The following is a 21,207-nucleotide window of genomic DNA, read 5'->3' as shown; positions in this document are numbered from 1 at the left end:
AAAAGCGACTTTGAAATTATCAAAGTCGCTTTTCTATTTATTCTTTGTAATAAGTTAATCTAGATAATAGATATAACCTACATTCATCCAGAAGATCCAATCATTGACCTTATTTACAGGTCTTGGATCAGGATTAAGCCCATCTACCCAATTAGAAAAGTAGTAGTGCCATCTCAAATCTAAATTAAGATCACTTAGTACGCTTAGTTTATATCGTGTCCCTATACTTCCTGCGATTGCCCAGGTTGTTCCAGGTTGTGTGTCAACTCCTGTCCCAAACTCGCCATCACCTACATTAAAGCCTTCGATTATGGCAGGTCCCGTGTCAAAAGGATCCTGAGTGTAGGGGTTGAGCACTTGTCCAAAAATATTCCCATCTGCTCTCAAATCAGTAGTTGCACTAGGATTATAAGAAACAAAGTGGGCACCAAGACTCACATATGGAGCAAATTTAAAAGCTCCTGCTGCAAAATCTCTTATGCTAAGTGGGTAATATTCTAAATGAGAACCTATTTCTAAAACGCTCGCTTTTCCTTTGTGATTACGTAGTCTTAAACCACCAAAATCATTGTCGTCTGTTTCTGGACCAAAATTATTAAGGTTTGTAAAATGATAATCTATCTCATTACGAACTTTAAAGTGATCATTAAAATACGTGTATCGGGAGTAGCAATTACAATCTGCTTGATATGAGAAGTTGAGGTAGTGAACGATACCTACTCCAAATCCTGTATTGCCTATATTTGTTTCTTGATTACCACGCTCACCATAGTCTGCTTGGAATGCAACTGGACCCGCAATCACGCCAAGTTCGTGCGAAAATCCAAATTGAGCATTTAAGCTCTGATGCGCCATCATAAAAGATAGCAATGCCAACAGTAGGTACTTGGCTTTCATAAGTAGGTAATTTGAGTGAGACAAATATATGAAATAATGTCAAACACCGAAATTTCCAAGTATATTCCCCATTTCTTGTAAGTTTAATCTTACTTGTTGATTTGTTCATTGTGATATTCTAAAAAAAATGCGCATAAAATCAAGGATACCGTATATTTGTAACCAGTAAAAATTGATTTGTAAAATACATTCTCACAATAGATTAAACTTATGTCAGACAGCATTAAAAAATTTGTCGATTATGTTGCTAAGAGCAACCCGAATGAGCCAGAATTTATGCAGGCCGTTCACGAGGTAGCAGAAACTGTAATACCTTTTATAGAAGAAAATCCTAAATATCAAGGGAAGAAACTTCTTGAGCGTATGGTAGAACCAGAGCGTACGATTATGTTTCGTGTGCCGTGGACAGATGATTCTGGAGAGATACAGGTTAATAGAGGATACCGTGTAGAGTTTAACAGCGCTATTGGTCCTTATAAAGGGGGTCTTCGTTTCCACCCATCTGTAAATCTTAGTATTCTTAAGTTTTTAGGTTTTGAGCAAGTTTTCAAAAACAGCCTTACTACATTACCTATGGGTGGTGGTAAAGGTGGATCTGATTTTGATCCAAAAGGAAAATCTGATGCAGAAGTAATGCGTTTTTGCCAAAGCTTTATGAGCGAGCTTTCTCGTCACATAGGTCCTAATACAGATGTCCCTGCGGGAGACATTGGAGTAGGAGGCCGTGAGATAGGATATATGTTTGGACAGTACAAGAAACTTCGTAATGAATTTACGGGAGTTCTTACTGGAAAAGGATTATCATACGGTGGTTCATTAATGAGACCAGAAGCAACAGGATACGGAGACGTATATTTTGCACAAAGTATGCTTAAAACTAAAGGAGAAACTTTTGAAGGTAAAAAAGTAGCAGTTTCTGGATCAGGAAATGTTGCTCAATATGCTACAGAAAAAGTAACTCAATTAGGTGGTAAAGTAATCACTATGTCAGACTCTGGAGGATATATCGTAGATAACGATGGTATTGATGCAGAGAAGCTAGCATTTATAATGGAGCTTAAAAATGAAAAACGTGGCCGCATAAGCGAGTACACAGAAAAGTATACTTCTGCAGAGTACCATGAAGGTAAGAGACCTTGGGGAACAAAAGTAGATGTGGCTTTACCTTGTGCAACTCAAAATGAGCTTGACGGTGATGAAGCAAAAACTTTAGTAGATAACGGATGTATCTGTGTTGCCGAAGGAGCAAACATGCCTTGTACGCCAGAAGCAATTGAAGTATTCCACAAAGCAAAAATCTTGTTTTCACCTGGAAAAGCTTCAAACGCTGGAGGAGTTGCTACTTCTGGACTTGAAATGTCACAAAACAGTTTACGTTACAACTGGACAGCAGAAGAAGTAGATGAGAAGCTACACAACATTATGCTTGATATACATGAAGCATGTGTAACTTATGGTAAAGATGAAGATGGTTACGTAGATTACGTAAAAGGAGCAAACGTTGCAGGTTTTGTAAAAATCGCAGATGCAATGTTAGCACAAGGAGTAGTATAATAACTGCTTTATATAGTTTTTAAAAGGGTGGCTTAGGCTACCCTTTTTTTTGTTACGCTTTCGCGAAAGCGTACCTCTACATAAAATCGTACTAATATATGTAAATGCCTCATTTCGATTCATAGTGCAATAATTGTACATTTGATCGTTTTAAATAAATAAGATTTTCTTGCTGTGAACATACGTCTTCTTCTTATTGTATTCTTGGTTTCATCTATTGCGGTGGCACAAGATTTTTCTGAAGATTGGACAGCACATTTTTCTTATAACCAAACCGTAGGTGTCACCTCTGGTAATGATAAGGTGTATGTAGCATCTGAGAATGCGGTTTTTATTTATAATACACTAGATGGTACTACTACAAACCGAACTACGGTAAATGGTCTTTCTGGTAATTTAATCTCTTCTATATATTATAGTGAGAGTTTTGACACGCTCTTCGTGGGTTATGAAAATGGAGTGATAGATGTAATTGTAGGTAATACTTCTGATGTACTTACGGTTGTAGATATTTTCAATAAACCAGCCATTTCGCCAGATCGCAAGCGTATCAACCACTTTGAAGAATATAACGGATTTGTCTATATAGCTACAGGTTTTGGGGTATCACTTTATGATGTAGAGAGGCTTGAGTTTGATGACTCCTATTTTATTGGCAATAATGGAGGGCTTTTAGATATAGGTAGTACTGTTGTACATGAACCATATATTTATGCCGCAACCCTAGATGGCGGATTACGTAGGGCACTCGTAGCAAACGATAACCTTATAGACTTTAATAACTGGGAGACAACTCGAAATGGCGCTTTTGAGAAAATTATAGAATTTGACAATAACCTTTACTTACAAGAGGATAATGGTCTTCTAGTCTCATCTAACGGATTAGATTTTTCTGTTTTTCAAAATTTTCCAACTTCCATTATAGATGTGCGATCTAGCGCAGAGAATATTATAGTAACACTCAACGCTAGTGTGTTTCTGTATGATGTAAATGGTACCCAAGTTCAAAATTATGGGGCTATAGAAGATTTCAATCCTAAATATGCCACTGCACTTGTAGAAGATAGTGCTGTGTATATAGGTACTCTAGGGTCTGGTGTGGCTCTCTTTGACATCACAACTCCGGGAGACATAACCCGTTTACTACCTAATGGACCTTTAGAAAATGCTCATTTTGATGTAGCAGCAAGCGCAGGTTCTGTGTGGTCTGTTTTTGGTGATTATACTGTTTCATACAATCCATTTCCACTTAAAACCCAAGGAATAAGTCGTTATACTGAAGCAGATGGATGGAATTTTATTCCGCAGGAAGATTTCTTTGGGGCGAGCAACTTTGTGCACATTGCCATCAATGATCAAGATTCATCACGATTATATGCTAGCTCTTTTAATGGAGGACTTGTGGAGATTATAGATGAAACTCCAAGTATTCTCTATGATGAAAATAATAGTCCGCTATTACCGGTGGCTACCACGACAAATGATGTAAGAGTAAATGGAGGAGCATTTGATAATGATGGTAATTTCTGGATGACTAATGCGCGTTCTGTACTAGGCTTACAACGGGTTTCTCCTAGCGGACAGTTTACTCCATTTAATACAGAAGAGATTCTTGCTGGTGAAGATGCAAATTTGGATGCCGTTGCTATTACCCCAGATGGTAATATTTTTGTAGGAACAGATAGAAGAGGTGTTATTGCTTTTAATCCAGGTACAAATACATTTGCTCGTCTAGCGGGCGAGGATGGTGCTGGAAACTTACCCATAGATGATATACGATCACTAGCCGTAGATAGAAACGGAGCGCTCTGGATAGGCACAAGATTAGGTTTGCGAGTGCTATTTGGTCCTTCACAATTATTTGAAAATCCTCAGGTAAGTGCAAATGCTATTATAATATTACAAGATGGTATTGCTCAAGAGCTACTTAATGATCAGGTGGTGACAGATATTATTGTAGATGGCGCAAATAATAAGTGGCTTGCCACTGCAGATTCAGGAGTGTTTTATGTGAGTCCTAATGGTCAAGAAACGATTTTTCATTTTACTACAGATAATTCACCACTGCCATCAAACACGGTACAATCTGTAGCAATCGATCCAGAAACTGGTAGTGTGTACTTTGGTACTATAAGAGGAATGGTAGCTTTTGACGGCTCTTCCACCGCACCAGCCGAAAATCTTGAAGAAGTGCTCGTGTACCCAAACCCCGTAAGGCCTGGGTTTAACGGTAATATGCGTATAGAAGGGCTTACTGCAAATACTAATGTGAAAATTACAGATCTAGTGGGCAATCTGGTCTATGAAGAAAATACCACTGGGGGAAGCATTGAGTGGGATACTACTGCTTTTGGGCGACATAAAGTTGCCTCTGGAGTCTACCTCATTATTATTACGGGACCTCCAGAAGAGTTGCAAGAAACTACCATCGAGAAAGTCATGATTATTAGATAATGCTAGTAAAAACAGAAGCCATCGTATTTTCTGCTCTCAAATATGGAGAGGCAGATCTCATTGTAAAAGCATTTACAAAAAGTAGCGGACTCAAATCTTACCTTATTAGAGGAGTATTAAAATCAAAGAAGGGTAAGCTTCGAGTTGCCATGTTCCAGCCGCTCACGCATTTAGAGATTGAAGCAAATCATAAGGATAAGGGAACTTTAGAAAGTATACGCGAGGCAAAAGTGGTCACGCATTACACGAGTTTACATACGGAAGTGGCAAAAAGTGCCATTGTTTTTTTTATTGCAGATGTACTTAGATCTTCTGTGCAAGAGGAGGAAGAAAATGTACCTCTCTTTGATTTTATAGTGAACGCTAGCTTATGGCTAGATTTAAATAATACGATTGCAAATTTTCATTTGTTATTTCTTTTGAAGCTAAGCAGCTACTTAGGTTTTTATCCTGATGACTCAGAGGTTCAGCATGAGTACTTTAACTTGATGGACGGGATGTTTGAAAATCTGGGAGCAAGTATTTACTGCCGTTCTGGGCATGATATCGAGTTGTTAAAGTTATTCTTGGGCACAAATTTTGATGCATTAGTTTCTATCAAACTAAACCAAAAACAGCGCACCTCTTTTCTCAACATGCTATTACAGTATTATGAGTTACATTTACACGGTTTTAAAAAACCTAGATCACTAGCGGTGCTCAACTCAATTTTCAGCTAAAATGCGCATACTTTTTACCCTACTCTTATTAGTAGCTGTCTCTGTACAAGCCCAAAAAATCACGGTGCTTGATGTAGACACGCGCGAACCTATAATAGGAGTTGCTATTTTTAATAAAGATAAAAGTAAAAGTGCTCTCACAGATTTTGATGGGAGAGCAGATGTGACCGCTTTCGCGAAAGCGGAAACCCTTTATTTTCAGGAAGTCGCACATAAAGACGCGCAATACAGCAAAGCTCAGATCATAGCACTTTCTAACAGAATCTTCTTAAAGCAGAAGGACAATCAGCTTACGGAAATTGTGCTCTCTGCAAGCAAATTTGCACAAAGCCGAAAGAATGTTCCTCAAAAAATAGTAGGAATCTCTTCTGAAGATATACAGCGCGCAAACCCACAAACAGCAGCAGATTTGCTACAAGCAAGTGGCTCTGTATTTGTTCAAAAAAGTCAGCAGGGAGGAGGTAGTCCTTTAATAAGAGGATTCTCTACAAATAGGTTACTCATCACGTTAGATGGCGTTCGTTTTAATACCGCAATCTTTAGAGGTGGAAACGTACAGAATGTAATCTCAATAGATCCATTTACTATAGATCGCACAGAGGTGCTACTAGGCCCAGGATCCGTAATTTACGGTAGTGATGCCGTGGGAGGAGTAATGAACTTTTATACAAAGCAACCCAAGCTTTCATTTACAGAAAATCACTTAGTTACTGGTACTGCTGTTGCACGTGTAAACACTGCAAATAATGAAAGAACAGGACATTTTGATATCAATATAGGGAAGCGCAACTGGTCTTTTCTTACTAGTGCAAGCTACTCAGATTATGATGACCAGCGTCAAGGGAAGCATGGCCCAGATGATTACTTACGTACTGATTTTGTAAAAATTATAGATGGTGTAGATACTGCAGTGGTTAATGATGATCCTTTAGTGCAGGAAGGCTCAGCTTTTAACTCATTAAACTTGATGCAAAAAGTGCGTTTTAGGCCTAACGATACTTGGGATTTTAACCTAGGTCTTATTTATGCCACTACATCAGATTATGATCGTTATGATAGATTAACGAGAAAAAGAGATGGAGAGTTTAGGGCGGCAGAGTGGTTTTATGGTCCGCAACAGTGGTTTATGACTAACCTTCAGATTGATAAAGAAGGATATGGGAGTTTTTACAATCGTGCAAGAGCAACGATTACGTACCAAAACTCTAAGGAAAGTAGAAATGATCGCGATTTTGGCGGGACAGATTTTTTTGAAACAGACGAGAATGTAGATGCTTTTTCTGTAGGCTTAGATTTTACAAAAAACCTGAAGTCAAAGCGTAATAAAGTCTTTTATGGACTAGAGTATGTACATAATAAAGTAGGATCTAATGGTCAAGTAACAGATATCACTACGGGAACTATAAGCAATCAAGCTTCTCGTTATCCAGATGGATCTACATGGCAGTCTCTTGCTGCTTATGGAAGCATTCAATTAGAACTTACAGAGAAGACACGCCTGCAATCTGGATTGCGATATAATCACATACTACTTGCAGCCGATTTTTCTGATAATAATGAGTTTTTTGCACTGCCTTTTGATAAAGCAGATTTAAGTACTGGAAATCTTACAGGAAGTATAGGTGTCACTCATGAAATTTCTAAGGCAGTAAGCCTCAAAGCAAATCTAGGAACAGCGTTTAGAGCACCTAACATTGATGATGTGGGTAAGATTTTTGATAGCGAGCCAGGATCTGTGGTAGTGCCTAATCCTAATCTTAAATCTGAGTATGCTTACAATGGCGAACTAGGATTTAATTTCAATTTTTCTAACGCACTAAGGCTGGATGTAAACGGTTATTACACATTGCTGGAGAATGCATTAGTACGTCGTGATTTTGATCTTGATGGCGTAACAGAGATATCATATCAAGGTGAATTAAGCAACGTACAAGCAATACAGAATGCCTCAAAAGCTGAGGTTTATGGTATAGAAATAGGCGCAGATGCAAGGCTTTCTAAAACCTTAAAGCTTACAGGGCAGTTTAATTATACGAGTGGTGTAGAACAAGATGAAGATGGTAGTTACATTCCATTTAGGCACGTGGCGCCGCTTTTTGGTAATAACCATTTAATATGGACTAGTAATAAATGGACGCTAGATGCTTCGGTGGCTTATAGTGGCTCTTTTGATTTTGATGAACTTGCTCCTAGTCAGCAAAGTAATGACCACCTATATGCTCTTGATAGTGATGGTAACCCTTACTCGCCTAGCTGGTATGAACTTAGTTTAGGTAGCCGTTATGTGCTTTCAGATAGTTGGTCTTTTACAGCAAATCTTGATAATATCACAGACCAGCGATACCGTACATATTCATCTGGAATAGCTGCTGCGGGAAGAAATCTAATACTGGCGGCGACTTATAATTTTTAAAGTTACGCTTTCGCGAAAGCGTACCAAACAACAATAATTCAACGAGCTTACTACTTGCTTTTTCCACCTACTATAATGACAATTTCTCCCTTAGGAGGTTTGTTTGTATAATGGGCAAGTACTTCTGTAGCAGTCCCGCGCACGGTTTCCTCATGTAATTTTGTAATCTCTCGAGAGACAGAAACCGGACGATCTGCACCAAAATACTCTATAAAGTGTCCTAGTGTTTTTATGAGTTTATGAGGTGATTCATAAATAATCATCGTGCGCGTTTCTTCTTGAAGTGCTAGAAAGCGAGTTTGGCGCCCTTTCTTTACAGGAAGAAATCCTTCAAAAATAAATTTATCATTAGGGAAGCCGCTATTTACAAGTGCAGGTACAAATGCTGTTGCACCTGGTAAGCAGTCTACTTCTATACCTGCCTCTACACAAGCTCTAGTGAGTAAAAATCCAGGGTCAGAAATGGCGGGAGTTCCTGCGTCACTTATACATGCAATTACCTCACCTGCTTGAATACGCTTTACAATGGTATCCACTGTCTGGTGTTCATTATGCATGTGGTGGCTCATCATTTGCGTGCCTATTTCATAATACTTAAGTAGCTTACCACTCGTGCGAGTGTCTTCGGCTAGAATAAGATCTGCTTCCTTAAGTATGCGAATAGCACGGAAGGTCATATCTTCAAGATTACCAATAGGTGTAGGGACTAAGTAGAGTTTTGACATGCCGCAAAGTTAGTGATTAATGATAGTTTGTAGTTGTAAAACTAACGATACATAGGTCGAACTTCTTTCCCAAAAAAGTAAGAAGCAAGTAGTAATACTAATGCAACTAATGTCAAAGTGATATCATGATCTGCTTTGTAGTGTGCGGCAGTTGCGAGAACTACGTCAAAAAATATTCCAGCATAAGCCCACTCTGTAAGCCATGGAATCCCTCTCCATAATAACATAAGGATTGCACATATTTTTAATATGGCTAATGGTATCACAACATATGTAGGATGATTTAGAGCCTTAAAAAAACCTTCAACCATTTCAGTATTTCTAAAATACATTTGAGCAGAGTAGAGCATGATAGCACAAATGCCTATTGTGGTGATCCAGTAAAGAATACGTTGTACTTTCATGGTAAGCTAGTTTTGATTTTAGAATTGAACTCTTTGAGTTTTGTTTTAAGAACTTTGCCTTCGTCGTAACTAATCCTAAAAGCTTTTAATGAATTTGTAAAAACTCCAGTATTGGTAGTAATTACAAGTTGTTCCCTTAGACCGTTATAATTTACAGAGTTAATTTTCTGAAATCTTTTATCCAGTACAATTTTGTTTTCAATAATAAACATGAGATTAGTCTCGGAAAGAGTGATTTTATCAACCTTAGCTTTCTTGAAGGTTAACAATAGTGATAAAAAAATATTATTATTTATAATCGCACTCTCTAAGAACTTGGATGCAGATTTCTTCTTTAAGATAGTTGTTTGCAAAAGTCAATAGGGCATTTGTCTATGAATACCTTCCTTCCACAATCTCTAGAAAGCGAGTTTCTTGTACTTCTTTACCTTCCCAGTTATTATAATCAGGTTTTACCATCTGAGAGATAAAAGTGTTGGCTTCTGCTGCAGAGCCAAAGGTTTCTAGTTGGCTTAATACTCTATTATAGTCTGAGGTGCTTCCAGCAAATAGATGTTTTATGAAGGAGAGCTTGTCGTTAAGTCCAATTTTTAAACCAGTTTTTAAACGGTCATTAAGGTTCTTAGGCTTATCATCTACCACTTCTTCATTAGTAATTTCTTTAGGTTCAAAAATGGGCATTTGGCCATATTCATTTCCTATTTCAAAACTATCTGCTTTTCCTACTGCTGGTTGAGGTGGTATGATTGCGTCTATTACCTTATCAATATCTGCAGCCTCAGGAGTCATTTCTGGCCACATATCTTTAATTTTTTCAATCACAGGCTCATGTACAGGCTCATCGTCATCATTATATTGAGTGCCATCTGGTCTGTGGTAATCATCTGTTCCTTTTGCTTCGGCATATCTAGCTTGATTGTCTGCTAGTATTTCGGCAGGCGTTCTTGTAGGAGAAGGTGTGCTAGTAGTTTGAGTTTCTAGATTAGCTGGCGATGGTTTGCTTGCTGGCGCAAGTTCCTCATTTACCATTACTTCCTCCAGTTCTCTAAGTCCCAAGGTAGGTTTTCCCGCATTTTCAAGCTGTTCTGCATAGGCAAGAACGGTGAGCTTTTCATGCAGTTTTCTAGTTGTATCTGCCAGTTGTTTATAATCTGCATTGTCGCGTAGTTGTAGAATTTTATGAGCTATACTTACGAGTTCTGCCTTTATAGTTTTCTTCATAACTTTGAGATATGTGGAGCGGTTTCAACGTAATTTTGATACATTTACCTCTGCCTTAATCATTGGGATTAATAAAACGGAATTATTGCCGTTTTGGTCTAGAAAAGTACAAAATGTTTCTCGAAAATACAGTAAATCATAAAGAGCAATTTGGCTGGATTGAAGTCATTTGTGGATCTATGTTCTCTGGTAAAACAGAAGAACTCATCCGCAGGCTCAAACGCGCACAGTTTGCAAAACAAAAAGTTGAGATTTTTAAACCTGCCGTAGACACCCGCTATGATGAAGAAATGGTGGTCTCGCATGATTCAAATCAAATACGTTCTACACCAGTTCCCGCAGCTGCAAACATACCTATGCTTGCAGATGGTTGTGATGTGGTGGGGATTGATGAGGCGCAATTTTTTGACGATGAGATTGTGCAGGTTTGTAATGATCTTGCAAATCGCGGTATACGAGTAATTGTCGCTGGTCTCGATATGGATTTTAAAGGAAACCCTTTTGGGCCTATGCCTAATTTAATGGCAACGGCAGAGTATGTGACTAAGGTTCATGCAGTTTGTACTCGTACTGGTAACCTTGCTCAATATAGTTATAGAAAAGCACAAAGCGAGGATATCGTGATGCTAGGAGAGACAGAAGAGTATGAACCACTCTCTCGTGCTGCATACTTCAAGGCCATGTTACGAGACAGATTACGTAAGATGGATGTAGAAACTCCCGAAGAAATCACAACAAATAATGCAAGGCAAACCCCTCAAGATCCTAACTAATGGCAATAACACGCTTAGAAATAGATCTAGCTGCCTTACGTCATAACTATTCTTATTTAAGAAAAAAGGTAGCGCCTTCGGTCAAGATGATGGCAGTAGTAAAGGCCTTTGGATACGGGAGTGATGCTGGAGCTGTGGCTCAAGAACTAGAAATGCTAGGAGTAGATTATTTTGCTGTGGCATACGTTTCAGAAGGTGTTGCGCTTAGAGATGCTGGCATAACAACACCTATATTAGTATTACATCCGCAGCCAGATACGTTTGATGAGCTTATAGAGCGATGCCTGGAGCCTAGTATCTATAGCGCTAGAATGATGGAGTTATTTACAGCTTTTGCAAAAGGAAAAGGCCAAGAAAATTACCCTATTCATTTAAAGTTTAACACAGGACTCAATAGATTAGGCTTCTTAAATACAGACGTATCATGGATTCTCGACCGCTTGCGCGAAAATGTGAGTGTAAAAGTAGCGTCTCTTTTCTCACATCTTGTCGCCAGTGAAGATCCTGCCGAAGAAGAATTTACATTAAATCAAATATTACAGTTTACAAACATCTCAAAGGAACTTTTACAAGCGTTAGATTATGTGCCATTCATGCACATGACTAATACCTCTGGAGTTATTAACTATCATAGAGCCCATTTTGACTGTGTGCGCATAGGAATAGGGCTGTACGGTTACGGTAATAATAATGAGGAGACAAAAAATTTAAAACCAGTAGCAAGATTAAAATCTGTAATCTCACAGATCCATCATATTAAGGCTGGTCAGAGTATAGGATACAATAGAGCATATAAAGCAACCGAAGAAATTGTTACTGCTACATTGCCTATAGGTCATGCAGATGGGATCTCTAGATCGCTAGGAAACGGGGTAGGCTATGTGATGATTGCTGGACAAAAGGCACCCATTGTAGGTAACGTTTGTATGGATATGGTAATGGTCGATATCACGGGTATAGCTTGTAAAGAGGGAGATGATGTGGAGGTTTTTGGAGAAACTACAAGTGCCGAAACACTGGCAGGCGAGATGCAGTCTATTTCATACGAAATCTTAACAGCGATCGGTCAACGGGTAAAACGTGTCATTCTTCGATAAAGCGTGTTTCTTAAACTTTTGTTAAGTGGTTTGAGAAAAATAGTTACCTTCGATTCATATTAACCTAAAAAACAGACTTGACAATGTTAAAAGAATTTAAGGATTTCATCATGACGGGTAACGTCATTGACCTAGCAATAGCAGTAATACTTGCTGGAGCGATTGGACTTGTAGTAAAAGGATTTGTAGGAGACATCATGATGCCTATTATAGGACACTTTGCTGGAGGTGTAAACTTCTCAGATTTGAAAGTAGTTCTTGATGAAGCAGTAATGGTTGACGGAGCAGTATCTATTCCAGAAAATGCAATTATGTACGGAAACTGGATTAATGCAATCATTAACTTGATTATCGTTGGTTTTGTACTTTTCATGATTGTAAAAGCTTACAACAAAACTAAGAAGCCTGTTGTAGAAGAAGTAGCAGCAGATCCAGGACCATCTGAAATCGATTTATTAAAAGAAATCAGAGATTCTCTTAAGAAATAATTACTCGTAGCAACCGCTACACTATTATATTCTAACTTAAACCACCTTGTTTATCTAACAAGGTGGTTTTTTTATGTAATTAAAACAAAGTTTGACGTATTGTTATATATCTAACTAACTTTTAAGGTTTCAACGGCTTATAAATCGTTAATGCGTACTAACTTTGACGTTTTATAAAGTTTTCGCGAAAGCGAAGCTCATTTTTAAAACAACCTCTTTAAAACGATACTATGAAAGTAGCGGTAGTAGGAGCCACCGGGATGGTAGGCCAAGTGATGTTAAAAGTTCTTGCAGAACGTAATTTCCCTATAACGGAATTAATACCCGTAGCCTCAGAGCGATCTGTAGGTAAGAAGGTACTATATAAAGAGAAGGAATATACCATCCACTCTATGGATGATGCAATTGCAGCTAGACCTGATATTGCCATATTCTCGGCAGGAGGAGATACATCTAAGGAGTTTGCTCCTAAGTTTGCAGAGGTGGGAACAACCGTGATAGACAACAGCTCTGCATGGAGAATGGATCCTACTAAGAAACTTATCGTTCCAGAAATTAACGCAACTTCTCTTACTAAGGAAGATAAGATTATTGCAAATCCTAACTGCTCTACGATACAAATGGTACTTGCAATGTCACCATTACATAGAGATTATGGTATTAAGAGATTAGTAATCTCTACGTATCAATCTATTACAGGTACTGGAGTGAAAGCAGTGCAGCAATTAGAAAATGAATATGCAGATGAGAAGGGAGAAATGGCTTATCCTTACCCTATACACCGTAATGCAATACCGGCTTGTGACGTTTTTGATGATAACGGTTACACTAAAGAAGAGTTGAAGCTTGTAAATGAAACTCAGAAAATTTTAAATGATCGATCTATTGCGGTAACTGCAACAGCAGTGCGTATTCCAGTGGTAGGTGGTCATAGTGAATCTGTAAATGTAGAGCTGCGTGCGCCTTTTGAAGAGAAGGATATTCGTAAGGTTCTTAATGAAACTTCTGGAGTAACGGTTCAAGATAATCCGGATACAAATACATACCCTATGCCTATTTATGCAGAGGGTAAAGATGATGTTTTTGTAGGTAGAATACGCCGTGATTACTCTCAAGAAAACACGCTTAATATGTGGATTGTATCAGACAACTTACGTAAAGGTGCAGCAACAAATGCGGTACAGATAGGAGAATATCTAGTAGCTAATGGCTTAGTGTAAATCCTACACTATTAAGAATATCTTTATTTAATACTATAAAAAGTCCTTCCTCGTGAGGGACTTTTTATATTTGTGTAAAACACAACTACTTTGAATAAAATAGATATCTCTACCTGGAAGCGCCGTGCACATTTTGAGTTTTTCTCACAATTTGAGGAGCCTTATTTCGGGATCACTTGGCAAGTAGATATGACGCTCGCAAAGCAGCATGCAAAAGAGCAAGGAGTATCTTTATTTATCTATTACCTCTACAAGTCGCTAGAAGCTGCGATGGCTATTGAGAATTTTAAATATCGCATTACATCTGATAATGAGGTGATTTTACTAAATACTATAAGCGCTAGTGCAACGCTCATGAGAGATAATGAAACCTTTGGTTTTAGTTATATTCCATATGATGCAGATATAACGGTTTTTACAAAGTCTGTGCAGAGTGAGGTTGAGCGCATCAAAAATACAGACGACCTTTTTCCGCCTATTAATACGGATGATGTCATGCATTGCTCTGCAATACCGTGGATGGATTTTTCATCTATTACACACTCGCGACTCTTTAAGGCAAAGGATAGCGTTCCTAAAATCTCTTACGGGCAAATTACAGAAAAATCACCCGGCACCTTTACAATGCCCGTTGCATTGTACGTGCATCATGGTCTCATAGATGGTTTACATGTATCTCGATATAAAGACATGTTTCAGCAACTTCTAGACGGTAAAGAGTAGGTCTTTGTAATTATGCGCTTTGTCTATCGTCTAAGGTTGTAATTTAAAAACAACCATTATGAAATTAGTAAACACAATTATACGCATAGGACTAGGCTTAATGCTTCTTGTCTTTGGACTCAATAAATTTTTCTGGTTTATGCCAGATTTTGAATTTGGAGATAATGTAGGCGCAGCAAATCTTTTTCAAGCATTTACAGATAGTGGTTACATGTGGCCGTTAGTAGGAGGACTAGAAGTGATTGTAGGACTTCTCTTTATAACAAAGAAGATTTTTCCTGTGGCGTTACTCGCATTAATTCCTATTTCTGTAAATATTGTTCTTTTCCACGCAGTACTAGACCCACCTAACATTATGCCTGCACTTTTGGTAGCAGTTCTCAATGGGTATTTTATATATCGTAATTGGAATAATTACAGACATTTGTTTTCTTAGAAAATGCTTAATACTATATTTAACCCGCTCTTTTGAGTGGGTTTTTTTATGCTTTCGCGAAAGCGTAATAACTCGTATCTTGAATACGCAATCAAACACAACCCGTATTATGAAAAAATTGATTCTTCTCGCTCTTGCTACAACCGCTATTATAAGCTGTGATGATACGCCGGCGACACCAAAAAACACTATTGCTGTGAACTATACCGAAACTAAAAAAGTAGATACTGTAGACATCTATTTTGGCACAGAAGTACAAGATCCTTACCGATGGCTGGAGGATGATCGTAGTGAGGAAACGATGGATTGGGTTGTACGTGAGAATAATACCACGCAAGATTACTTAAAGAATATCCCTTTTCGTGAAGAGCTCAAAGAGCGCTTATCCACCTTGTGGAATTATGAAAAAGTAGGTTCGCCATTTAAAGAAGGTGATTATACGTACTTCTATAAAAACGACGGACTTCAAAATCAGTACGTTATTTATCGTTACAAAACGGGTGAAGATCCAAGTACTGCTTCTGTATTTTTAGACCCAAATACCTTTGCCGAAGATGGTACTATCTCTTTAGGAGGAGCAAGCTTCTCTGAAGATGGTTCTATACTTGCCTACGCTATTTCTGAAGGAGGAAGTGACTGGCGTAAGATTCTTGTAATGGATACAGAGAAAAAAGAAATTATAGAAGACACGCTGGTAGATGTAAAATTCTCTGGAATGTCTTGGTATAAAAATGAAGGTTTTTACTACTCTAGTTACGATAAGCCTAAGGGCAGCGAATTATCGGCAAAGACGGATCAGCACAAATTATACTATCATAAGCTAGGTACTGCACAGTCTACAGATAAGCTAATATTTGGCGGTACAGCAGCAGAGAAGCATAGATATGTAGGTGGTGGAGTTACAGAGGATAACCGCTATTTGCTAGTAAGTGCGCGCAACTCTACTTCTGGAGGAAAGATGTTCATGAAAGACCTTACAAAGCCAGCTAGTGATTTTGTAACTGTATTAGATCACGAAGATTCTGATAGTTACGTGATGGAAAATATGGGGAGCAAGCTTTTTATAGCAACTAATCTTGATGCGCCTAATATGCGTGTAGTAACAGTAGATGCATCAAACCCTACTCCAGAAAACTGGGTAGATTTTATACCAGAAACAGAAAACGTATTAAGTCCAAGTACGGGAGGAGGTTCTTTTTTTGCGAGTTACATGGTGGATGCGGTATCAAAAGTAAAACAGTATGATTATGACGGTGAGCTTGTACGTGATGTAGAACTTCCAGGAGTAGGTACTGTAGGAGGTTTTGGAGCAGAGAAAGATGAGAAGGAGCTATACTTTAGCTTCTCAAATTATAAGACGCCAGGTAGTATTTATAAATATGACATCGCATCTGGAACTTCTGAGCTGTTTATCAAACCAGACATCGATTTTAATCCGGAAGCTTATGAGAGCAAGCAAGTGTTTTATAGCTCAAAGGACGGTACTAAAGTACCGATGATTATCACGTATAAAAAAGGAACAGAGCTTAATGGCAAGAACCCTACTATTCTTTATGCTTATGGAGGGTTTAATATAAGCCTTACACCTAGCTTTAGCATTGCAAATGCCGTGTGGATGGAGCAAGGAGGAGTATATGCAGTACCTAATTTAAGAGGTGGTGGTGAATATGGTAAAAAATGGCATGATGCAGGAACTAAAATGCAAAAGCAAAACGTTTTTGATGATTTTATTGCAGCAGCAGAGTATCTAATAGATAATAAATATACCTCAAAAGAATACTTAGCAATACGCGGTGGTTCTAACGGAGGTTTACTTGTAGGAGCAACAATGACACAACGTCCAGATCTTATGCAGGTAGCATTACCAGCGGTAGGAGTAATGGATATGTTGCGTTACCACACCTTTACAGCAGGTGCGGGATGGGCTTATGATTATGGTACTGCAGAAGATAGTAAAGAGATGTTTGACTATCTTAAAGGATACTCGCCAGTTCATAACGTAAAAGCAGGAACTTCATATCCAGCAACTATGGTAACTACAGGAGATCATGATGATCGTGTAGTGCCAGCGCACTCTTTTAAATTTGCTGCAGAGCTTCAAGAAAAACAAGCAGGAGATGCCCCAGTACTTATACGTATTGAGACAGACGCTGGTCACGGTGCTGGTACGCCAGTAGCAAAAACCATAGAGCAGTATGCAGATATCTTTGGCTTCACATTATACAACATGGGCTACGAGGTACTACCAGAAAAGGTAGGCAACGTGATGAAGAAGTAATTAGCATAATTAGAATTAAACAGATTGATGATGAGCAAACCCACATTTGGCGTAATAGGAGGAGGTAGCTGGGCAACAGCGATTGTAAAGATGCTCTGTGAGAATCTTGACACCGTAGGTTGGTACATGCGTAGCAGCTATGCTTTAGAACATATAAAGCGTGAGCAGCATAACCCTAGTTATTTGAGTTCTGTCGAGTTTAAGCCGGAGCAGCTTATGTTGAGCAATGATATTAATGAGATTGTAGCATACTCAGATTATGTAATTTTTGCCGTTCCCTCTGCTTTTATAGGAGGTGAGCTTAAGAATCTTACGGTGTCACTAAAAGATAAAGTCATAGTCTCTGCCATAAAAGGAATTATGCCTGAGAGTGGTAAACTCGTTGGCTCTCATTTTAATGAAGAGCACAATGTTGCTATTGAGAATATAGCGGTTATAGCAGGACCTTGTCATGCAGAAGAGGTTGCGCTAGAGCGACTTTCATACCTCACGATTGCATGTGCCGAAAAGGAAAATGCAAAAGTAATTGCAAAGCATTTATCAAGTGATTATATAAAATGTACCACGAGTGACGATATTATAGGTATCGAATATGCGGCTACACTCAAAAACATCTATGCCATTGCAGCAGGTATTGCACACGGTCTAGGCTATGGAGATAACTTCCAGGCGTTATTGATGAGTAATGCCATACGTGAGATAAAGCGCTATGTAAAACGTGCTCATAAGATGAAGCGTGACATTAATGGGTCTGCTTATTTAGGAGATTTATTGGTGACGGGATATTCTGTTTTTAGTAGAAATAGAATGTTTGGTAACATGATAGGAAAGGGCTACACGGTAAAAAGCGCACAGATGGAAATGTCTATGGTAGCCGAAGGTTACTATGCTGCAAAAAGCGCTTTAGAACTCAACGAATCACGCGATAAGAAAGCACGTGTGCCTATTATAGAGGCGGTACACAGTATTCTTTATAAGGGCAAAGATCCTAAGAAAGTGTTTAGTAAACTCACTGAAAAGCTTAACTAAAAAAAAGCATCCATTAAGGGTGCTTTTTTTATTGAAATATATTTTTGATTACGCTTTCGCGAAAGCGTAAAAAGTTACACCGCTAGTACGCCACTCTTTCCCATTACAGGTACTTTGACTGTGTTGTCTTCTTGGATTGAGTTTGCTGGAAACTCAAAGCGTCTTTCATACATCTTGTTGTCTAGAAAATAAGTAACAGAGTAGAAGTTGTCTAGTTTAAAGATGTCTTCTTGCATGAATTCAATCTTAGCAAATCCCTTAGCAGGAAGTAGCTTGATTGTGTGACGCATATGCGTAGTCATTTGTTTCTCATTATAGCCTTGCACGGTAAGAAGTACCATTTCTAAAGGCTCAAGATTATCGTTTATGATATAAGCATTCCAATCTTCTGTTTTAAACTCCTCGTGTAGCTCTTTTACAGCAGCTACGTAGACGTTTTTAACTTCTGGTATGATAATGTCTTTACGCATATTTATAATCTGGTCAGACACAGTAGTGACCTATTTAATTAAGAAATAATTTACCTCTCGACTGCGCTCGAGGGGACAGTGTGACTCTAAAAAGCAGATTTAAACTGCTCTAAGAAACGAGCATCGTTCTCACTAAGCATTCTAATGTCTGAGATTTGGTGTAATAATAATGCAATACGATCTATTCCCATCCCAAATGCAAAACCACTGTACTCTTTTGAGTCAATACCGCAATTTTCAAGTACATTAGGATCTACCATACCACAGCCCATGATCTCAAGCCATCCAGTTCCTTTAGTCATTTTATAATCTGTCTCTGTCTCAAGACCCCAGTATACATCAACTTCGGCACTAGGCTCTGTAAATGGAAAGTATGATGGACGTAAGCGTATCTTACTCTTACCAAACATTTCTGTAGTAAAGTGTTGCAGCGTCTGTTTAAGATCTGCAAAAGAGACGTCTTTGTCTATGTACAATCCTTCTACTTGGTGAAAGAAACAGTGTGAACGACCGCTTATAGCCTCATTACGATATACACGACCTGGAGAGATCGTACGTATAGGTGGCTTGTTATTTTCCATATATCTCACCTGTACAGATGAGGTGTGAGTACGTAGTAATACGTCTGGATCTGTTTGTATAAAAAATGTATCCTGCATATCACGTGCTGGGTGATATTCTGGAAGGTTTAAGGCAGTAAAGTTATGCCAGTCATCTTCTATTTCTGGACCTTCAGAAACGTTGAATCCTATGCGAGAGAAAATATCAATAATTTGATTTTTTACAATAGAGATAGGGTGGCGTGCTCCTATTTCAATAGGTTCACCTGGACGTGATAAATCACCAGTAGCGGTAGCTTCTTCTGCTCCTTCTAGTTTTTCTTTAAGCTCGTTTACCTTTTCAAGGGCACTTGCTTTAAGTGTATTAATTACTTGTCCATACTCGCGCTTCATCTCATTAGGCACATTACGGAAGTCTGCCATAAAATCATTCACAAGTCCATTTCTTCCAGAATACTTGATTCTGAATGCTTCAACTTCTTCTAAAGTTTCGGCTTTAAAGGCCTTTACTTTTTCAATGTGTTCTTTGATTTTATCTAACATAATACGTCTTTTAACCCTCTAAAAGGAAATGGCAAATTTAAGAATAAAATTGGGGTGTAGCAGTATAACAAAGCCGTAAAAGCAGTAAGATTATATAGTCGCTACCGTGTTTAGTTTTTAAGAGATTAAGCCTTTTTCAAGAAAGTATTGCACAATCGCATCTTTCATGAGTATTTGTTGCTCGCCAGCCTTAAGTGGTGGCAGTGCTTCTAGCACTTTATAGTGAGGCCATCCTTCTGGATCATCATAATCATACTGATAATACCCAAAAGGTTCAAGTAAACGACAGATGGCAATATGCATCAAGTTCATTTTCTCGTCTTTTTTAAAAGTTTTATCCAGCTGTCCTAATTCTTGTATACCTATGAGGTAGATTATGCTATCTAAATCCATAGCGCCTTTATCACCATCTGCAAAACGGGTAGATAGTTTGTCAACTACCGCCGCATATCGTTCTTTGAGTTGTTCGTCTCTAGCCATATATTTCTCTTCTGTTCGTGAATTTATTCACGCGGTTAAGCTTCCTTAGATGAAAGCTTTTGAGTAATGCCATGAAATAGCATCTATACCAATTTTAAGCTGCAAAAATACCACCATTAACTGAAATTACTATCTTTAGCGCATGAACACTATTGACATCATTTTTGGTATTATTTTAATACTAGGCGCTATTCAAGGATTGCGCAAGGGATTATTTGTAGAGCTAGCATCTCTTGTAGGGCTTGTTGCTGGAATTTACGGAGCAATCCACTTTTCACATTACGTAGGGGACTGGCTTGTAGAAAAAACAGCATGGAGCGAGCAAATCATTAACCTCACAGCCTTTGCGGCGACTTTTATCATTATTGTACTTGTGGTCTCTCTTGCAGGAAAATTACTTACCAAAGTGGCAAATTTCGCAATGCTTGGCATTGTAAACAAGATAGTAGGAGCAGCCTTTGCAGTACTCAAATTTGGTTTCTTAATTAGCGTAGTACTCATGTTTATAGATGCCGCAGACCGTCAGATATCATTTATAGGTGATGATAAAAAAGAGCAATCGGTGTTATATCCCATCATTCAACCTTTGGCACCTGCACTTCTTCCTTCTATTCTCAAAAAAGCAAAGGATGAAGATATCTACAACCCCAATAAAGAAGAAGAGCCGACTGAAACAGGCGACTCTTCTAATATTTAAAGGAATGTGTTTAGTTACGCTTTCGC

At 38.4% G+C, this 21,207-nt stretch carries 20 protein-coding genes; 13 read left to right on the top strand and 7 right to left on the bottom strand.

Annotated elements, in window-relative coordinates; all coding sequences use genetic code 11:
• Positions 1 to 54 precede the first annotated feature (54 nt).
• On the bottom strand, positions 55 to 897 hold the full coding sequence (locus tag SJY37_RS04205) for a glutamate dehydrogenase (RefSeq protein WP_298323640.1): 843 nt from the start codon (positions 895 to 897) through the stop codon (positions 55 to 57).
• Positions 898 to 1,107: 210 nt separating this feature from the next.
• On the opposite strand from SJY37_RS04205, the gene gdhA reads away from it, so the two are divergent.
• From gdhA to SJY37_RS04185, 4 genes are all read left to right on the top strand, one after another.
• Entirely contained in the window at positions 1,108 to 2,451 is a 1,344-nt protein-coding gene (gene gdhA, locus SJY37_RS04200; RefSeq protein ID WP_298323642.1) for an NADP-specific glutamate dehydrogenase, read from the top strand.
• 174 nt (positions 2,452 to 2,625) lie between these two features.
• Positions 2,626 to 4,905: a two-component regulator propeller domain-containing protein gene (locus SJY37_RS04195; RefSeq protein WP_298323644.1), complete on the top strand. Its 2,280-nt coding sequence runs from the start codon at positions 2,626 to 2,628 to the stop codon at positions 4,903 to 4,905.
• The gene (gene recO, locus SJY37_RS04190) at positions 4,905 to 5,624 is read left to right on the top strand and encodes a DNA repair protein RecO (protein WP_298323646.1); all 720 of its coding nucleotides are present in this window, start codon (positions 4,905 to 4,907) and stop codon (positions 5,622 to 5,624) included. Before SJY37_RS04195 ends, recO begins: the two co-directional genes overlap by 1 nt.
• A gap of 1 nt (position 5,625) precedes the next feature.
• The gene (locus tag SJY37_RS04185; protein ID WP_298323648.1) at positions 5,626 to 8,037 is read left to right on the top strand and encodes a TonB-dependent siderophore receptor; all 2,412 of its coding nucleotides are present in this window, start codon (positions 5,626 to 5,628) and stop codon (positions 8,035 to 8,037) included.
• A 50-nt stretch (positions 8,038 to 8,087) separates the two neighbouring features.
• Here SJY37_RS04185 and rsmI read toward each other — a convergent pair whose 3' ends face one another.
• The 3 genes from rsmI to SJY37_RS04170 form a co-directional block, all read right to left on the bottom strand.
• On the bottom strand, positions 8,088 to 8,762 hold the full coding sequence (rsmI, locus tag SJY37_RS04180) for a 16S rRNA (cytidine(1402)-2'-O)-methyltransferase (protein WP_013750800.1): 675 nt from the start codon (positions 8,760 to 8,762) through the stop codon (positions 8,088 to 8,090).
• Positions 8,763 to 8,803: 41 nt separating this feature from the next.
• Positions 8,804 to 9,166, bottom strand: a complete 363-nt coding sequence (locus SJY37_RS04175; protein ID WP_298323651.1) for a DoxX family protein — start codon at positions 9,164 to 9,166, stop codon at positions 8,804 to 8,806.
• A 372-nt stretch (positions 9,167 to 9,538) separates the two neighbouring features.
• Positions 9,539 to 10,387, bottom strand: coding sequence for a hypothetical protein (locus SJY37_RS04170; RefSeq protein WP_298323654.1), 849 nt, complete (start codon positions 10,385 to 10,387; stop codon positions 9,539 to 9,541).
• A gap of 113 nt (positions 10,388 to 10,500) precedes the next feature.
• Between SJY37_RS04170 and SJY37_RS04165 the strand changes: the two genes are divergently transcribed.
• From SJY37_RS04165 to SJY37_RS04130, 8 genes are all read left to right on the top strand, one after another.
• Positions 10,501 to 11,160, top strand: coding sequence for a thymidine kinase (locus SJY37_RS04165; RefSeq protein ID WP_298323655.1), 660 nt, complete (start codon positions 10,501 to 10,503; stop codon positions 11,158 to 11,160).
• Positions 11,160 to 12,257 (top strand): alanine racemase, encoded by a 1,098-nt coding sequence (alr, locus tag SJY37_RS04160; protein WP_298323657.1) that lies wholly within the window; start codon positions 11,160 to 11,162, stop codon positions 12,255 to 12,257. Before SJY37_RS04165 ends, alr begins: the two co-directional genes overlap by 1 nt.
• A gap of 83 nt (positions 12,258 to 12,340) precedes the next feature.
• Positions 12,341 to 12,745 (top strand): large conductance mechanosensitive channel protein MscL, encoded by a 405-nt coding sequence (gene mscL / locus SJY37_RS04155; protein WP_298323659.1) that lies wholly within the window; start codon positions 12,341 to 12,343, stop codon positions 12,743 to 12,745.
• A gap of 230 nt (positions 12,746 to 12,975) precedes the next feature.
• Positions 12,976 to 13,965 carry an aspartate-semialdehyde dehydrogenase gene (locus tag SJY37_RS04150; RefSeq protein ID WP_298323660.1) on the top strand — a complete coding sequence of 330 codons (990 nt, stop codon included), beginning with the start codon at positions 12,976 to 12,978 and terminating at the stop codon, positions 13,963 to 13,965.
• Positions 13,966 to 14,055: 90 nt separating this feature from the next.
• On the top strand, positions 14,056 to 14,688 hold the full coding sequence (locus tag SJY37_RS04145) for a CatA-like O-acetyltransferase (RefSeq protein WP_298323662.1): 633 nt from the start codon (positions 14,056 to 14,058) through the stop codon (positions 14,686 to 14,688).
• A 58-nt stretch (positions 14,689 to 14,746) separates the two neighbouring features.
• Positions 14,747 to 15,124: a DoxX family membrane protein gene (locus SJY37_RS04140; RefSeq protein WP_298323664.1), complete on the top strand. Its 378-nt coding sequence runs from the start codon at positions 14,747 to 14,749 to the stop codon at positions 15,122 to 15,124.
• Between the two features lie 109 nt (positions 15,125 to 15,233).
• A complete protein-coding gene (locus tag SJY37_RS04135) occupies positions 15,234 to 17,402 on the top strand; it encodes a prolyl oligopeptidase family protein (protein ID WP_379952838.1) in 2,169 nt (722 codons plus the stop codon).
• A gap of 27 nt (positions 17,403 to 17,429) precedes the next feature.
• Positions 17,430 to 18,431 (top strand): NAD(P)H-dependent glycerol-3-phosphate dehydrogenase, encoded by a 1,002-nt coding sequence (locus tag SJY37_RS04130; protein ID WP_298323667.1) that lies wholly within the window; start codon positions 17,430 to 17,432, stop codon positions 18,429 to 18,431.
• Between the two features lie 74 nt (positions 18,432 to 18,505).
• Here SJY37_RS04130 and SJY37_RS04125 read toward each other — a convergent pair whose 3' ends face one another.
• The 3 genes from SJY37_RS04125 to SJY37_RS04115 form a co-directional block, all read right to left on the bottom strand.
• The gene (locus SJY37_RS04125; protein WP_298323670.1) at positions 18,506 to 18,901 is read right to left on the bottom strand and encodes a hypothetical protein; all 396 of its coding nucleotides are present in this window, start codon (positions 18,899 to 18,901) and stop codon (positions 18,506 to 18,508) included.
• A gap of 86 nt (positions 18,902 to 18,987) precedes the next feature.
• Positions 18,988 to 20,004, bottom strand: coding sequence for a phenylalanine--tRNA ligase subunit alpha (pheS, locus tag SJY37_RS04120; RefSeq protein ID WP_298323672.1), 1,017 nt, complete (start codon positions 20,002 to 20,004; stop codon positions 18,988 to 18,990).
• Between the two features lie 117 nt (positions 20,005 to 20,121).
• Positions 20,122 to 20,484 carry a hypothetical protein gene (locus SJY37_RS04115; RefSeq protein ID WP_013750813.1) on the bottom strand — a complete coding sequence of 121 codons (363 nt, stop codon included), beginning with the start codon at positions 20,482 to 20,484 and terminating at the stop codon, positions 20,122 to 20,124.
• Positions 20,485 to 20,626: 142 nt separating this feature from the next.
• On the opposite strand from SJY37_RS04115, the gene SJY37_RS04110 reads away from it, so the two are divergent.
• The gene (locus SJY37_RS04110) at positions 20,627 to 21,181 is read left to right on the top strand and encodes a CvpA family protein (protein WP_298323675.1); all 555 of its coding nucleotides are present in this window, start codon (positions 20,627 to 20,629) and stop codon (positions 21,179 to 21,181) included.
• The last annotated feature ends 26 nt before the right edge of the window (positions 21,182 to 21,207 follow it).

This window comes from Dokdonia sp. R78006, from assembly GCF_042466145.1.
GTDB lineage: Bacteria > Bacteroidota > Bacteroidia > Flavobacteriales > Flavobacteriaceae > Dokdonia.
This window is presented reverse-complemented; position numbering and strand designations above follow the sequence as displayed.

Bases quoted from the DNA above. Each gene is read 5' to 3' on its own strand.
- alr (WP_298323657.1), top strand. From the start codon at position 11,160: ATGGCAATAACACGCTTAGAAATAGATCTAGCTGCCTTACGTCATAAC.
- gdhA (WP_298323642.1), top strand. From the start codon at position 1,108: ATGTCAGACAGCATTAAAAAATTTGTCGATTATGTTGCTAAGAGCAAC.
- pheS (WP_298323672.1), bottom strand. From the start codon at position 20,004: ATGTTAGATAAAATCAAAGAACACATTGAAAAAGTAAAGGCCTTTAAA.
- SJY37_RS04140 (WP_298323664.1), top strand. From the start codon at position 14,747: ATGAAATTAGTAAACACAATTATACGCATAGGACTAGGCTTAATGCTT.
- SJY37_RS04110 (WP_298323675.1), top strand. From the start codon at position 20,627: ATGAACACTATTGACATCATTTTTGGTATTATTTTAATACTAGGCGCT.
- SJY37_RS04205 (WP_298323640.1), bottom strand. From the start codon at position 897: ATGAAAGCCAAGTACCTACTGTTGGCATTGCTATCTTTTATGATGGCG.
- recO (WP_298323646.1), top strand. From the start codon at position 4,905: ATGCTAGTAAAAACAGAAGCCATCGTATTTTCTGCTCTCAAATATGGA.
- SJY37_RS04175 (WP_298323651.1), bottom strand. From the start codon at position 9,166: ATGAAAGTACAACGTATTCTTTACTGGATCACCACAATAGGCATTTGT.
- rsmI (WP_013750800.1), bottom strand. From the start codon at position 8,762: ATGTCAAAACTCTACTTAGTCCCTACACCTATTGGTAATCTTGAAGAT.
- SJY37_RS04185 (WP_298323648.1), top strand. From the start codon at position 5,626: ATGCGCATACTTTTTACCCTACTCTTATTAGTAGCTGTCTCTGTACAA.
- SJY37_RS04170 (WP_298323654.1), bottom strand. From the start codon at position 10,387: ATGAAGAAAACTATAAAGGCAGAACTCGTAAGTATAGCTCATAAAATT.
- SJY37_RS04165 (WP_298323655.1), top strand. From the start codon at position 10,501: ATGTTTCTCGAAAATACAGTAAATCATAAAGAGCAATTTGGCTGGATT.
- SJY37_RS04130 (WP_298323667.1), top strand. From the start codon at position 17,430: ATGATGAGCAAACCCACATTTGGCGTAATAGGAGGAGGTAGCTGGGCA.
- SJY37_RS04150 (WP_298323660.1), top strand. From the start codon at position 12,976: ATGAAAGTAGCGGTAGTAGGAGCCACCGGGATGGTAGGCCAAGTGATG.
- SJY37_RS04115 (WP_013750813.1), bottom strand. From the start codon at position 20,484: ATGGCTAGAGACGAACAACTCAAAGAACGATATGCGGCGGTAGTTGAC.
- SJY37_RS04125 (WP_298323670.1), bottom strand. From the start codon at position 18,901: ATGCGTAAAGACATTATCATACCAGAAGTTAAAAACGTCTACGTAGCT.
- SJY37_RS04135 (WP_379952838.1), top strand. From the start codon at position 15,234: ATGAAAAAATTGATTCTTCTCGCTCTTGCTACAACCGCTATTATAAGC.
- mscL (WP_298323659.1), top strand. From the start codon at position 12,341: ATGTTAAAAGAATTTAAGGATTTCATCATGACGGGTAACGTCATTGAC.